The sequence below is a fragment of the Methanosaeta sp. UBA458 genome, assembly GCF_002496085.1.
GTDB classification, from domain to species: Archaea; Halobacteriota; Methanosarcinia; order Methanotrichales; family Methanotrichaceae; genus Methanothrix; species Methanothrix soehngenii.
In genome coordinates, this window is record NZ_DAIK01000142.1 from 1 (window position 1) to 12554 (window position 12554).

The 12554-nt window shown below is 52.5% G+C and carries 13 protein-coding genes and 1 pseudogene; 5 read left to right on the top strand and 9 right to left on the bottom strand.

The window, feature by feature from the left end; all coding sequences use genetic code 11:
* From BP822_RS10630 to BP822_RS10640, 3 genes and pseudogenes are all read right to left on the bottom strand, one after another.
* Positions 1–368 (bottom strand): annotated as a pseudogene (locus BP822_RS10630) (preprotein translocase subunit SecD); the annotation flags it as partial.
* Positions 365–1258: a protein translocase subunit SecF gene (locus tag BP822_RS10635; protein ID WP_013718347.1), complete on the bottom strand. Its 894-nt coding sequence runs from the start codon at positions 1256–1258 to the stop codon at positions 365–367. The gene BP822_RS10635 and the pseudogene BP822_RS10630, both read right to left, overlap by 4 nt.
* A 149-nt stretch (positions 1259–1407) precedes the next feature.
* Positions 1408–2667, bottom strand: a complete 1260-nt coding sequence (locus tag BP822_RS10640) for an orotidine 5'-phosphate decarboxylase / HUMPS family protein (protein ID WP_013718348.1) — start codon at positions 2665–2667, stop codon at positions 1408–1410.
* A gap of 80 nt (positions 2668–2747) precedes the next feature.
* Here BP822_RS10640 and dapF point away from each other — a divergent pair, with 80 nt between their 5' ends.
* Both dapF and BP822_RS10650 read left to right on the top strand, forming a co-directional pair.
* Positions 2748–3647, top strand: a complete 900-nt coding sequence (gene dapF / locus BP822_RS10645; RefSeq protein WP_013718349.1) for a diaminopimelate epimerase — start codon at positions 2748–2750, stop codon at positions 3645–3647.
* Between the two features lie 28 nt (positions 3648–3675).
* Positions 3676–4116 (top strand): hypothetical protein, encoded by a 441-nt coding sequence (locus tag BP822_RS10650; RefSeq protein ID WP_273271996.1) that lies wholly within the window; start codon positions 3676–3678, stop codon positions 4114–4116.
* A gap of 31 nt (positions 4117–4147) precedes the next feature.
* Here the strand turns inward: BP822_RS10650 and BP822_RS10655 are convergent, their stop codons facing one another.
* Together BP822_RS10655 and BP822_RS10660 are read right to left on the bottom strand one after the other, a co-directional pair.
* The gene (locus BP822_RS10655; RefSeq protein ID WP_286857332.1) at positions 4148–5593 is read right to left on the bottom strand and encodes a DHH family phosphoesterase; all 1446 of its coding nucleotides are present in this window, start codon (positions 5591–5593) and stop codon (positions 4148–4150) included.
* 7 nt (positions 5594–5600) lie between these two features.
* Positions 5601–6023, bottom strand: a complete 423-nt coding sequence (locus BP822_RS10660; RefSeq protein WP_013718352.1) for a hypothetical protein — start codon at positions 6021–6023, stop codon at positions 5601–5603.
* Between the two features lie 114 nt (positions 6024–6137).
* Here BP822_RS10660 and BP822_RS10665 point away from each other — a divergent pair, with 114 nt between their 5' ends.
* The 3 genes from BP822_RS10665 (at position 6138) to BP822_RS10675 (ending at position 8931) form a co-directional block, all read left to right on the top strand.
* Positions 6138–6986 carry an alkaline phosphatase family protein gene (locus BP822_RS10665; RefSeq protein WP_013718353.1) on the top strand — a complete coding sequence of 283 codons (849 nt, stop codon included), beginning with the start codon at positions 6138–6140 and terminating at the stop codon, positions 6984–6986.
* A gap of 9 nt (positions 6987–6995) precedes the next feature.
* Positions 6996–7118, top strand: a complete 123-nt coding sequence (locus BP822_RS10670) for a hypothetical protein (protein WP_269798825.1) — start codon at positions 6996–6998, stop codon at positions 7116–7118.
* 1345 nt (positions 7119–8463) lie between these two features.
* A complete protein-coding gene (locus BP822_RS10675; RefSeq protein WP_013718356.1) occupies positions 8464–8931 on the top strand; it encodes a hypothetical protein in 468 nt (155 codons plus the stop codon).
* Positions 8932–9010: 79 nt separating this feature from the next.
* On the opposite strand, the gene BP822_RS10680 is transcribed toward BP822_RS10675, so the two are convergent.
* The 4 genes from BP822_RS10680 to BP822_RS10695 all read right to left on the bottom strand — a co-directional run.
* Positions 9011–11119, bottom strand: coding sequence for a tetratricopeptide repeat protein (locus BP822_RS10680; protein WP_286878271.1), 2109 nt, complete (start codon positions 11117–11119; stop codon positions 9011–9013).
* 70 nt (positions 11120–11189) lie between these two features.
* Positions 11190–11552, bottom strand: coding sequence for a DUF120 domain-containing protein (locus BP822_RS10685; RefSeq protein ID WP_013718358.1), 363 nt, complete (start codon positions 11550–11552; stop codon positions 11190–11192).
* A 28-nt stretch (positions 11553–11580) separates the two neighbouring features.
* Positions 11581–12246: a PHP domain-containing protein gene (locus BP822_RS10690; protein ID WP_286878272.1), complete on the bottom strand. Its 666-nt coding sequence runs from the start codon at positions 12244–12246 to the stop codon at positions 11581–11583.
* Positions 12243–12554: aconitase family protein (locus BP822_RS10695; RefSeq protein ID WP_286878273.1), on the bottom strand; the 312-nt coding region annotated here is incomplete at its 5' end. The genes BP822_RS10690 and BP822_RS10695, both read right to left, overlap by 4 nt.

The window sequence follows — 12554 nt, forward strand, 5'->3', positions numbered from 1 at the left end:
GTGATGATTATCGTCTCGGGAGCAGCAGGTATGGTGATCTTAGTGGCGTTGGCAAGCGATGCTGTCTCTGCGCCCAAATATCCCAGGTCATCGGGTAGAGTCGGATCGATCTTGCCCGGCACAGTCACAATATAGCTGTCGCCATGCCTCTCGACAGTGTTGGTGGAAAACTGATACTCGAGAATGCTCTCAGGATCTGCATCCACCTGGACCATAGCCCCCTGCAGCTTGAGCTGAAGGTACGATCCGCCCTGAAGGTCCAGGCCGTACTTAAGGCCGAAGGCCCCCAAACAGATCAACGCCGCCGCTAGGAATAAGGCGAATAATAGTACCCTCTTGTCTTTAGACAGGTCTTCTATCAAGCTCATCTCTTCTGCCCCCTTGCTGCCTTTCGTGGCCGGCTAAGGTACCATCTCAGCCCCTGAGCATTGGTGACCCAGGTGTTAAAGAGATCCGCTGCCAGGCCGAAGATGAGCACTGTCGACATATCGGCTATCACATCCATTCTGCTGAATGAGGGCAGTACGAGGTGAAGGAGGTTGGAGACCAAAATGAGCGATATCACAGCGGCAGCTGAGGTTCCCGCCATGGTTAGGCCTGTGCCCATTGCCCCCTTTATCTTATCGTCTGTATCCCCTTTGCGCTTCAAGACCCTCATGGTGAGCAGAATATCGGTATCAACAGAGTAGCCGATGAGCATGAGAAGCGCAGCCACAGTCCCCAGGGAGAGCTGGACTCCAGTCAGATTCATGGATGCCGCTGCCGTCAATATGTCAGCCAGGGCGCAGAGCACCACCAGCAATGAGACAAAGGCCTGCCTGAATACGATGAATACCACCAAGGCCATGAGGATGAACGAGAGTGGGAGGTACCTTATTACCTGGGCCTGAAGCTCCTGGCTGTATATGGGTCCCATATGTCTGATCTCAGCATTATCGCCGTACTTGGTAACGATCTGCTGAGCAAGTTCTGTATACTCCTCATCGCTCATGGGGCCGAACTGAATCATGTATCGGCTGCCCACGTCTCTCACATCTGCCAGAGGGTATTTATCATACTCTACGACCACGGCATCTTTAGATTCAGTAGCCGGCACTGTTGCTAATGTGCCTCCCGTGAACTCTATCCCCAGATTCACGGGCGATCCCGTGTTGAGATAGGTTACACCCAAGCTGATCAATGCTAAGATGATGACGATTATGGGAATCAGCATCATCTGCTTGGGCGGATACTTGGAAATGATATCGTCCAGTTCCATATAATTCTCCTCGAAATCGATCTGATCAACCCACCGCTTGGTTTCTGTGGCTCTGGTTGGTGTCTGCTGGCCTATTAGCCGGCATCAAATGACTCATGATTAGCATCTTCTGGCCCTTTTTCAGAATATTTAAATCTATTTACAGCATGCTATCCGATTTTTTCCCATTTCTGCAGGCTTACCACCTGAGATAGCGTCTTTCCCCGGCTGATCTCCTCAAAGAGCCTGTTTTCCGTCTTCTCGACCTCTTTTGCTCTTCTTGCGATCTCATATGCCCTCTCTTTGGGAATTACCACCACTCCGCTGTCATCGCCAACGATATAGTCGCCAGGCCGGACCGTCTGGCCGCCACAGACTATCTCAGAGTTGATCTCTCCCATACCTTTTGGGTCCCCTGCATTGGGAACTACATCCGACGAGAAGAGCGGGTAGTCCATCGGCCTTATCTCCTGCAGGTCTCGCACTGCACCATCGACGACCACGCCCTCAATCCCACGGATCTTGCAGCTCAGGGTGGCCAGTCCTCCCCAGGGGGCGATGCTGTTGCTTCCGTTGTAGATCACCAGCACATCACCGGGACCGGCCAGGTCTATGGCCTCGACGGGCTTTGCCCAGTCACCGGCGAAGGTCTGCACGGTTATCGCCTTTCCCACGATCTTCTTTCCCGGAATCAGGGGATGAATTCCGCGCATGGCCCCTTTGCGGTGCATGGCATCGGAGATATTGGATGAAGAGACGCTGCGCAGCAGGGAGACGATCTCCTCTTCCAGGCTCATCTTGGGGGCGGTGCTGGCCTGGGCAACGTCGATAGATTCGCGAATCTTCCGGGCTGACTCGGTAACATTCGCGCTGCGCACTATGCTTCCGCCGACAATGACAATGGCGGCACCGCTGGCCACGGCGTCAGCAGCGGAAGCCGCGTCCATTCCCCCTGCAGCAGCCACCGGGGTCTTTACCTCTTTGACGATCTGCTTGAGAAAATCTATGGTGTCCTTGCCGGTCATCTGCTGGTCTATTCCCACATGAACGCAGATGTAGTCCACTCCCAGTTCTTCCAGCTCACGGGAACGGCCAACCGGATCGGGAACCGTGAGCAGATCCATCATTATCTGCACGCCATACTTGCGCGCCGCCCGAAGTGCATCCTCGACGGTGGAGTTGTCGGATGCTGCGAGCAAGGCCACTATATCTGCCCCGGCCTTGGCCGCCATCTCCACCTCCATGGCACCGGTGTCGACGGTTTTCATATCCGCTACGATCTTCGTCCCGGGAAGGGCTTTCTTCATCTCGCGCACAGAGTCCATGCCCTCGCTCTTGATGAGGGGTGTTCCGGCCTCGATCCAGTCCGCTCCACCAAGGACGGCCTCTTTGGCTATTTGAATCGATCTGTCTAGCTCCAGAAGATCCATTGCCACCTGTAGAATGGGTTTAATACCAAATCACCACCACAACATAACAAGCTAGAGAAAAAGGATGCATGGTATATAAAATGAAGCTGGCAGAGATTTCTGAGGTAGAGCTCAAAGACGATCCCTTTCTACCACACAGCCTTGGCTTTGCCAAGCTGCATGGGAACGGCAATGACTTCATTCTGGTGGATGAGATCTCAAGGGAGCTCGTGGCTGAGAGTGCGAAGAGTAGATTTGCAATCGCTTGCTGCCGTCGTAGCTTCGGCATAGGAGCAGATGGTGTCCTGTTTCTGGCAAGCAGCCAGCGTTCGGACCTGGGCATGAGGTTATTTCAGCCGGACGGCTCAGAGGCGGAGATGTGCGGCAATGGCATACGCTGTCTTGCCAAGTACGCCTGGGAGTCGGGGTATGTGGGTCAATCCTTTGATGTGGAGACCTTAGCGGGCATCATACCGATTCAGGTCCGGGAGAGGGATGGCAGCTTCTGGGCCAGGGTGGATATGGGCGTTCCCAGGTTCAATCGTCCATCCATTCCCGCCTGCGGTTCTGGTGATCTCATGGACGAGCAGATGGGGGAATTCAGGGTCTGTGCAGTGAATACTGGTGTTCCTCATGCTGTTATCTTTGTGGATGACCTGGACATAGATATCTACGAGGCGGCACCACCAATAAGGCATTGCAGCGTTTTTCCGGAGGGAGCAAACGTCGATTTCGTCAAGCTGGGCTCATCACTGCAGATCAGAACATTCGAGCGAGGGGTAGAGGGCGAGACATTCTCCTGTGGAACCGGGGCGGTGGCCTCTGCCAGCGTTGCCCGCAGAATGGGGCTGGTCGGGGATGAGGTGCTGGTGGAGACGAAAGGTGGGCCGCTGATCATTAACTTTGAGAAGGATAAGGCCTTCATGGAAGGGCCGGCAGTGACTGTCTATTCTGCAGAGATGGATGAAGAGTACTGGTGGAGCCTATTTAGGGAGATGTGATAATATCATAGCGACAAGAGGCCGGATCGTGGCGGGACTCTCCGGGTTGATGATTCTGCTTGTCCTCCTGGTTCCGATCAATGCAGATCATTATTTGATGGAAATAGGCAGCAAGAGCAATCCTAATGCCCACCTCTTCTCCTATGACCAGAAGTTTCGCGAGAGCACAACAGTTAAAAATTATCCCCTGCAAATGACGGCGACCAAGGAGTTTACCGATGCCACCCGCCTCTCGACAAAGATGGAATTGCGAACAGAGGCCAATCTCACCGAGATCGTCATCGATGCGGATTTCATTGGCATTGGACGCTTAGGCTATCTAGTTCTGGATCCAGAGAAGGGGGATTTGAAGCATGAGCAATCGCGGATCAACCACCTCTTCATAGGCAACTTCAGCATCGAGGAGCAGATAATAGTGGCCAAAGACCATATGAATGAGTGTGGTTATGGCTCTCTTCCCTGCGCATGAGTGTTAACTGAAAGAATTCGTCCTATATATTTTATTTTATATTATTTTTGCAGGAAAGCTGCTCGGCCACGATGCGGTCCATCTTTTCCAGGAATTCCTGTTTTGCCTGCAGAGGAATGGTCGCTCCGGCGGCGACGTTATGGCCTCCGCCCACCCCTCCAACCGCCTGGGCGGAGAGGGATAGGGCATGTGCCAGGTCCAGGCCGGAGCGGACCAGATCCTGGGTACCCCGGGCAGATACCTTGAGATCCCCTTCCACATTCTGAGCAAAAGCGAGGATAGGCCGGCTGCGGTCTGCCATCTGGAAGCTCATGCCGGCCACGATTCCTATTATCGTATCCAAAATCGCATCTCCGGCGTCGAAGTACTGGATGCTGTTCAATGGGGTGATTCCCCTCTTTGAAACCAGCTTCAAGCCAGCCACCAGGTTCTGGCGGTGCTGGCCCAGGAGGGTATGGGCTTCATTGAAGGCCTTATCCCTATCTCCTAGGCATACCTCCAGCCCCACCCCGGCATGACCATAACGGGCGGTGGCGTTCAGCAGGGTGGAGTACTCAGAGGCGTCTCTGAGCTCGGTTCCCTCCCTCTCCTTCAGCAGGATATAGACCTCTCCGATCAGCCTTTCCAGCCTGATATTGGAAATGCCATTGCGCAGCCCTTTCTGAACGATGGCTGTGACCAATGAGGCCTTCTCCTCCTGGCTGAGATCTATCCAGCGCCTCCACTTCTCTCCACCCAGGCTTATTCCCACCTCCTTAAGAAATGCAATGCAGGCGTCCTCTTTTCCTGAGAGGCCGGGAAGGTATGGATCCTGGGAGTACTCCAGCATCTTGTAGACCGGGCGGGTCTGTTTGCCAAAGAGCTTGATGTCTCTGGAGAAATGGACTGCTCCTGCTCTTGAGCCTATGTCCAGGATGTAGCGGTTCAGACCGATAAGCTGACCGCTGGCCATATCCTGCAGGTCTCCCACCGCCCCCACCACCGCTAAAGCTGCCAGATCGTCGTTAGCGCCAGGGCTGGATGCCAGGGCTCTGGCCAGAAGAAAAGCGCTACCGCTGCCGCTAAGCTGGTTTGCTCCATCTGCTCCCACCAGATGAGGGTTGATGTGGGCCAGGGGTTGTGCTGGGCAGGCTTTGGGCTTATGATGATCGGCTACGATGGCCTGCAGGTTCCTGTCCAGGATCTCCTGGATCATCCCGCTGCCCAGATCGGTGAATATGACCAGATCCGCACCCTGGTCGGCAACCTCCTCCAGAGCGTTCTCATCAAGCTGCCGGAAGAAGAGGGGCTTGTAGTCGATGTTATGCCTATCCAGGGCGGCGCATATTATGGCAGCAGCGGTGAGCCCATCTGCATCCACATGGGAGACAACCAAAATCTCCTTTTGCCTGCAGATAGAATCAGTGCAGTCTTTGCATAGCTCCTTCAGCTTATCGAGCTTCAGGGATATGTCCATGGCATCTGCCCCTTTTGCCATATCACTTTCAATTTGATGAATAATTTATAAGTCTTTGGCTCGGGGCGAAGATGATCTTCTCCGCATTGATTTGTCCCGACCAGCTCGTTCCCAGAAGCCTGAAGCTGCCCGGCATTCTCTCCATCACGGGATAGCTTTTAATGGTGGTAACATTGGATGGTTGTGCTTTTGTGAACAGGAATTGATCCAGAATGGTGATGTTCTCAGAGCTGTTGGTGGAGAATATGTACTTGTTCAATATCTCGCCTGTTCCATGAACCTCTCCAATGGCTTTGGTGTTCTCCGGAGAGCCCATCTCGAAATTGGTCATGACGGTGCCGGTTCCGGCAACGTTATGACTGTAGTCGATGTTCAAATTCGATGCTATAGCATCTCCCATAACCAGGATCAACAACGCTGCAACGATGATCTGGGAGGCTTTCTTTATCATCATGGTCTCCTTTGCGTTTTCTCTTTTCTTATTTAAGACCGGCGAGGAGCTGTCTGCTATTGACCATGCAGACTGGATGGGATATTATATGAGTTGAGATAGTAGGAGGCATTGATGTTCATGACCACCACCGAATCAGAGCCGACTACCGAATCAGAGCGAACATTCAGCCAGCTCGATATAGCGCCCACTGTCGCTCGATTGCTGGGAATCCAGTTGCCTCTCAATGATGGCAGGGCAATCGATCTGGTGGAGGGCTGGGGCTGCAGGAATGCCGCAATCATAATAGTAGACAGCCTGGGATATGACCTGCTGATGCATCTCTTGCCCTGTCTGAAGAATACATCTCGTCTAATAGATGATGGAATTCTTCTCAGAGCCAAAGCAGTCTCCAATCACACCACTCCTGCCATCGCCAGCATTCTGAGCGGCCTTGTGCCCGAGCATCATAAGATCTTTGATAAGGCAGGGGCAAAGGCCTCAAGCATCCTCAGCCTGCCTGAGATCGCCAGCGCTGCAGGTCTGCGATCTGCGGTGATAATGGAGACAAACGGAGCTGAGGTCTACGAGGGTCTGATCGAGATCATCCATGGAATATCGGACCGCATTCCTCCGGAGGAGTTTGATCGAGAGGCCTGCAGCATGACCCTGCAATCCCTGCGAGAGGGCCCCAGGCTTCTCGTCTCTTATTTTATTGGAATCGACAAAAGCGTGCACATGGGTCGGGAATGGAGCGGCATTCGTAGCGCTGTTTTGCATATCGATCGCTGCATTGGCGATATCACAGAAGAGGCAGATGAAAAGACACTGCTGATTATTTGCGGAGACCATCCTATTCATGCCGGGCCATTGAAGAGGAGCTCTGAGCCCTATTACGTTGCTCTGATCCTGGGGAGGGGAAGATCCAAGGATAATAAAGAGCAGAACATAGATTCGATAGGTTTAAATGTCGCAAGCGAATAACATGATCTGATGGACGAGGATCTCTCTGAAGTTTTTCAATTAATTGCTGAAGATGAGCGAAGACGCAGATATCTTAAAGAGGTCGGAGACTGGTTGATAGATGAGTACTTCGAGCTCCACCAGGCGTCTTAGACAATTCACAATATTTCACATCATAAATCTCATCAATCATCTCCTATCACATTATCGCCTCTATGCCGCGCGTCCCGCGCGCATAACTTCTAAAAATTTTTTTAGCAAACCAATCGTCTCATGAGTCTTCTTCTAAAATTTTCGATATTGGCTGCCATTGTGAAATGGTTTCACAGAGAATAAAAACCTCCGCGCAAAAAGACGATGCCTACTGATATCTGTTATGATAGTAGTAATCGCCTGAACACACTTTTCACAACCAGTTTTAACAAGATTTCTCGGTCATGTGGCCATTGTGTGAAATACTATTCTGACTACTATTTTGGATTTATTCTCGAAAATAAGCTTTAATAGATGTTTTAAGCAACTTACTACAACTATCGACTATTGGAAAGTTTTATATACCACTAAAACCAGGTTTACATTGTGCCAAAATGGCCAGACAACCTGTCTCAATACATATTGACAGGGCGGATGGAGGGCTTATTCGTCTGAGGGGATGGATGAACCTTTGCAGTATATCTGAGAAGTAGAAGCAGTGTCGAGTGAGCATATCTGGGGCATCGGAGCGATTTGCTCCATCACAACAATTGTGGTAGGGCTAAAAGTTCTTGATGGCAAGCTCACCACAATCCGACTGGAACGTCTACCAATAGGGATGGCATCGGGAGTAGCAATGAAGGGGATATCGATGATCTCAAAATGGTCTTTCGATGGTTGTATAATTGCTTCACAATTAGTCCGCTTCTCATATACAAATGGCACAAGGGGTAGCAAGAAGGAGTGCATAAGGATCCTGGTTGATCATCTTTCTGAATGACTGTTCACAGCTGGGAAGGGACGGCTTGTGAACGGGCGATGGGATGATCCACTGCCTGGATAGATCAAGATGCTCGTGGCTGGAAAGGGACGGCAATGAGCAGCTGTTGGCAGAGCTGGGATCGAGGTGCAGCAAGGCAAGGTATGCGAGCAAGGGAAGTTTGGCCTTGTTTAAAGGGAGACCAGGCAAATGGTCTTGCTCAGCCTATCTGTCGGATGAAGGGATGGCACGAGAAGCTGTGGATCGGATCAGGAAGGTGAGCAATCTTGCTGATCCGGTCAAGTGACGGAGAGCGGAACGAAGCGGGATGGATTTGCGGAGGGGGATACAATTGAGAGGACAGATCAAGCTATTTACATTGCGTATGAACCTGGAGAAATCTGATCAATCGAGGCTCTCCAGGATTAGAGACAGCAAGGGCATCAATCTCAAGCGGTATTGCTCCTCTGGGGAAGAATCAACCCTCCCAGCTTTCGAATTGATATCCTGATGGCAATACTACTGGAAGGATAAGCGGAGGAGAGCATGAGGATCCGGATTGAGATAGAAGATGGCGGATTCAAATCATCTCACGAATTTGAGTCGCAAAGCATAGATAAGGAGGCCTTAAGGGATAAGATCATAGGCTTTCTCTCAGCTTCCGGTATCTTCGATAGCAAAGATGAAAGGGGAGCAATAGCGACTGCACGTGATTACCGCAGCAGCGGCACTCTCATGGACCGCCTAGAGCACTTCATCAAATTCGAATTCTCCAATACCTGGTTTACATCTCAGGAGCTGAGGGAGCGGTATGAGACCGTAGCGGACGATATCAAGCTCAGCACAGTCTCTACTTATCTATCGCGAATGAACCGCGATGGTCTGCTGGAAAAAAGGGGAAACAGAAACAACAGGCAGTATAGACTGATTGAGATGATCGAGCCTGAATTGATACCAAGTCATAATTATCAGCGCCAAAACAGCTATGAGAAGAGAGGAGCAGAGGGTAGATAAAAAATATTGGCCGGAAGAGCATCAACCCTTTTCCACCGCCTCCGGGTTTCCACTGTAATTCCGGCCTTTCTGCTCTGAATCAATAAAGCTGGCTACTGGTCACATTGATGCTGTATTTAGCCAGATCGTTCTTTGGGTTTATCTCCAGCACTCTCTCGAAGGCCTGGAGTGCTTCCGGGAAACGGCCCTGCCCAGCAAGTGCCAGGGCCAGGGAGTATTGAGCGAATTCATTCTCCGGATCGAGGACGACGGCCCTCTGGAGGCTCTTTAGAGCCAGCTTAGCTTCTCCAGTCCTCTCCTGGGCTAGGCCCAGCTCCAGCCACAGAACGGGATCATCAGGAGATAGCCTGGTTGCATTCTCGAAGGCTTGCCTGGATTGGTTATGTCTGTCCATCAATCTGTACACCTGGCCCAGGTTGTACCAGATGTCCGCTGAGGATGAACTGATCCCAGCTGCTTTTTGCAGGCTTTCTCTTGCCTCATCGTATCTTCCCAAGGCAGCAAAAATGCTCCCCCGATTAGACCAGGCGGCGGAGTCCTCCGGATTGAGGGAGACGATCTCATTAAAGCACTGCAGGGCTCCAGAGCTATTGCCTGTGGCTGCCAGAGCCAGCCCTTTTCCCATCAGGCTCTCGGTGTCACTTGGCTCTTGGCTGAGAGCACTTTCAAAGAGGGGAATGGATTGGCCGTACTCCCCCTGGGCGCAGAGGATGTTCCCCAGTCCTCTGTAGCCCCGGACGCTGGGCTCTTCTGCTATAGCGGCCTCATAGTAGCTGCGGGCTTCTTCAAGTCTTCCCTTTTGATGGAGAGCTTCTGCTAATCCCATGAGAGCGTCCGGATTTTGCGGCTCGATATCCAATGCTCTATTGAAGCTCTCTATAGCCGGATCTATATTCGTCTGCAATAGGAGAATCTCTCCTCTTCCTATCCAGGCGGCGGAGCTATTAGAATCGTGTCCAAGAAGCTCCTCATAAGACTGCAGGGCCTGGTCGAGGTCCCCGAGATCCAACTGCGCTTTTGCCATTCCCAGCAGCGCTCTTGCGTTCTTCGGGTCCTGTCCCAGAATTAGGCCATAATGCTCTGCTGCTTGAATTGATTCATTCCTCTCCAGAAGGTCGTCTGCAATCTTCTGCAGGGCAATGATGTTGTCGGGCTCCAGCTCCAGGATCCGGCGATAGCACTTATTTGCCTCCTTTTCTCTGCCCAGACTGCTAAGAGCCAGCCCTTTTCCGTAAAGGGCGGAGACGTTATCTTTCGCGAGCAGGAGGGCAGCGGAATAGCTCTCTAGAGCTGACGAATAGTTCCCCATGGCCAGGAGAAGATCGCCTTTGCCAAGAATCGTATGGATATCATGGGGATTGATCTTCAGGGCCTGATCGAAAGCCTGGAGTGAGGAGCTGTAATCCTCAGTGGCATAGCGGACCATGCCCAGTCCTCTCCATGATTCGAAGTCCTCCGGGTTTTTCTCCAGTACCGTATAATAGTCCTCTTCTGCCCTATCGACCTGGCCGAGCTGACGGTAGCATTCTGCTCTGCCCTTCAGGGCGAGAATGTCGCTCTTATTCTGTTCCAGCAGGAGGTTGAAGCTATTCAGGGCCTCAGGATAGCGAGCCATGGTGAGGAACAGATCTCCCTGGTTGAACAGGATCTCTGTGTTGTTGGCCTCCAGGCTCAGCGCTTTCTTATAGCTTCTCAGGGCGTGATCGTAGTCCTCGAGCATCAACTGGGACTGAGCAAGGCGGTTATAGAGGGTCATGTTCCCGGGATCGAGGCGCAGGGCGCTGTCGAAGCATAGCTGGGCCATTCTGTACCTTCCTGTCTCCATCATTATCTCTCCTTTCAGGCTCCAGGCCTCATCGAGGGACTGATCTATCCTCAGAACCTGGTCGAGAGAGCGAATTGCTTCTTGAAGATACCCCAGCCCGAAGAGGATCTGTCCTTTGAGCAGCCATGCTTCGGCCAACTCGTCATCGATCTCCAGCGATAGGTTGATTCTCTCCAAGGCCAGGGGATATGAGCCATTCTGGCTGTAATTCATAGCCTCTCTCAAATAAAAGTCGGAGTTAGGGATGGAGGTACCGCCGGTGGTGGCTGAGGTAGGAGCGGATTCGAAGAGGATCAAAGCACAGGTCAAGAGAAGGCAGATTGACAGGACCCCTGTCCAGAAGGAGCGTTTATCCATTGGCATCAGGATCATTTGTCATCGCTTATGGGATAAAATTAACCTTCAAAAGAGGAGTTTTTCCCCGCCATGAGTATCATTGCAGGATCAGTTCCACTATATCGCCATCATCGAGCCTCAGCTCATCCCGCAGCCGCAGGGGAGATATGATCTCCACCAGATCCGGAGGATAAGAGCTCCTGTCTGGCCGGATGATTGCCCCCTCCAGGCCATTTAATTTTATCTTATAGCACCTGCATTCCCCAAAAGACCTCTCCTCCTCTCGAAATCCCTCTATGAGGATCTGATGAGGACCGGGATTGAAGGGCTCATCGAGCTTTATGTTAAGCGTGCCGGGAAAGGGCACAAATCCCAGCTTCTGGATGAACTGATGGCGATAGCCCTTTCGCGAGATATAGTACTGCCCCTGGCCCAGTCCGCCCACCACTCTTCCCCGCATCACCGTGGTTCTCTCCCCCGCAAAGAATTTAGGCCTTTCTCCTTCGTCCTCCTCCAGTGGTCAGGATCAGGTATATCGACTTGAACGTATTCCCGATGAAGAACTTGGGAGGTGTTCTCTTGCCTATGATCCTTGTCCTTCCCGCCTGGATGGCCTCTATCGCCTCGAATGCATCTGCTGCCTCTATCTCCGTGACTCCGAGGCCCACAGTGGCGGCAAAATGCGAGTCGCTCCCTGCGACTGCAGGAAGGTGGCGCCTCTTTGCTCCGATCAGCGCCCGGGCATTGGCTATGCCGAAGAGGTGCTTGGAGTTGTAGACCTCCACAGCATCGCACTCCGGTATGCGCCCGATGGCATGGCGGAAGGGGTGATATGGATGGGGGACTATAGCGATCCCTCCCTGCTCGCGGGCCAGGTCTGTGGTCTCCTCCGGGCTGAGCCCTCTGGGAGGCAGATCCTCAATGCCCAGGACCAGCAGATGGCCTTCTGAGGTTGTGACCTCTGCTCCGGGGATGAGTATCAGATCCAGCTTATCCTCTCGGATGATCTTCATCGCCTGCTGGGATCCTCTCAATGTATCGTGATCGGTAATCGACAGGCCGTCGAGGTCCCGGCGAGCGGCAGCCCTCAGAATAGTCCTGACATCGTCCCGTCCATCTGAGCAGTTGGAATGGACGTGCAGATCAAACCTCATTTAGAAACCCCGGGCACGGCCAGACGGCCCTGGAGAGCGGAAGCGGCAACAGTAGCAGGGCTGGCCAGATAGACCAACCCTCCTTTTCCCATTCTTCCTGGGAAGTTCCGGTTGGAGGTGGAGACGCACACCTCTCCTTCTGCCAGGACCCCCATATGGGCTCCCAGGCAGGGACCGCATCCCGGAGGACCGATCATGGCACCCGCTTCCACCAGAGTCTGGATGATTCCCCTCTTAAGCGCATCGAGCAGAACCTCTCTTGAAGCGGGTATTACCAGGGTTCTGGCTCGGACCCTCTTTCCCTTCAG

Excerpts from the sequence above, each read along its gene's own strand:
- BP822_RS10635 (WP_013718347.1), bottom strand. The coding sequence starts at position 1,258 with ATGGAACTGGACGATATCATTTCCAAGTATCCGCCCAAGCAGATGATG.
- BP822_RS10640 (WP_013718348.1), bottom strand. The coding sequence starts at position 2,667 with ATGGATCTTCTGGAGCTAGACAGATCGATTCAAATAGCCAAAGAGGCC.
- dapF (WP_013718349.1), top strand. The coding sequence starts at position 2,748 with ATGAAGCTGGCAGAGATTTCTGAGGTAGAGCTCAAAGACGATCCCTTT.
- BP822_RS10655 (WP_286857332.1), bottom strand. The coding sequence starts at position 5,593 with ATGGCAAAAGGGGCAGATGCCATGGACATATCCCTGAAGCTCGATAAG.
- BP822_RS10660 (WP_013718352.1), bottom strand. The coding sequence starts at position 6,023 with ATGATAAAGAAAGCCTCCCAGATCATCGTTGCAGCGTTGTTGATCCTG.
- BP822_RS10665 (WP_013718353.1), top strand. The coding sequence starts at position 6,138 with ATGTTCATGACCACCACCGAATCAGAGCCGACTACCGAATCAGAGCGA.
- BP822_RS10670 (WP_269798825.1), top strand. The coding sequence starts at position 6,996 with ATGGACGAGGATCTCTCTGAAGTTTTTCAATTAATTGCTGAAGATGAG.
- BP822_RS10675 (WP_013718356.1), top strand. The coding sequence starts at position 8,464 with ATGAGGATCCGGATTGAGATAGAAGATGGCGGATTCAAATCATCTCAC.
- BP822_RS10680 (WP_286878271.1), bottom strand. The coding sequence starts at position 11,119 with ATGCCAATGGATAAACGCTCCTTCTGGACAGGGGTCCTGTCAATCTGC.
- BP822_RS10685 (WP_013718358.1), bottom strand. The coding sequence starts at position 11,552 with ATGCGGGGAAGAGTGGTGGGCGGACTGGGCCAGGGGCAGTACTATATC.
- BP822_RS10690 (WP_286878272.1), bottom strand. The coding sequence starts at position 12,246 with ATGAGGTTTGATCTGCACGTCCATTCCAACTGCTCAGATGGACGGGAC.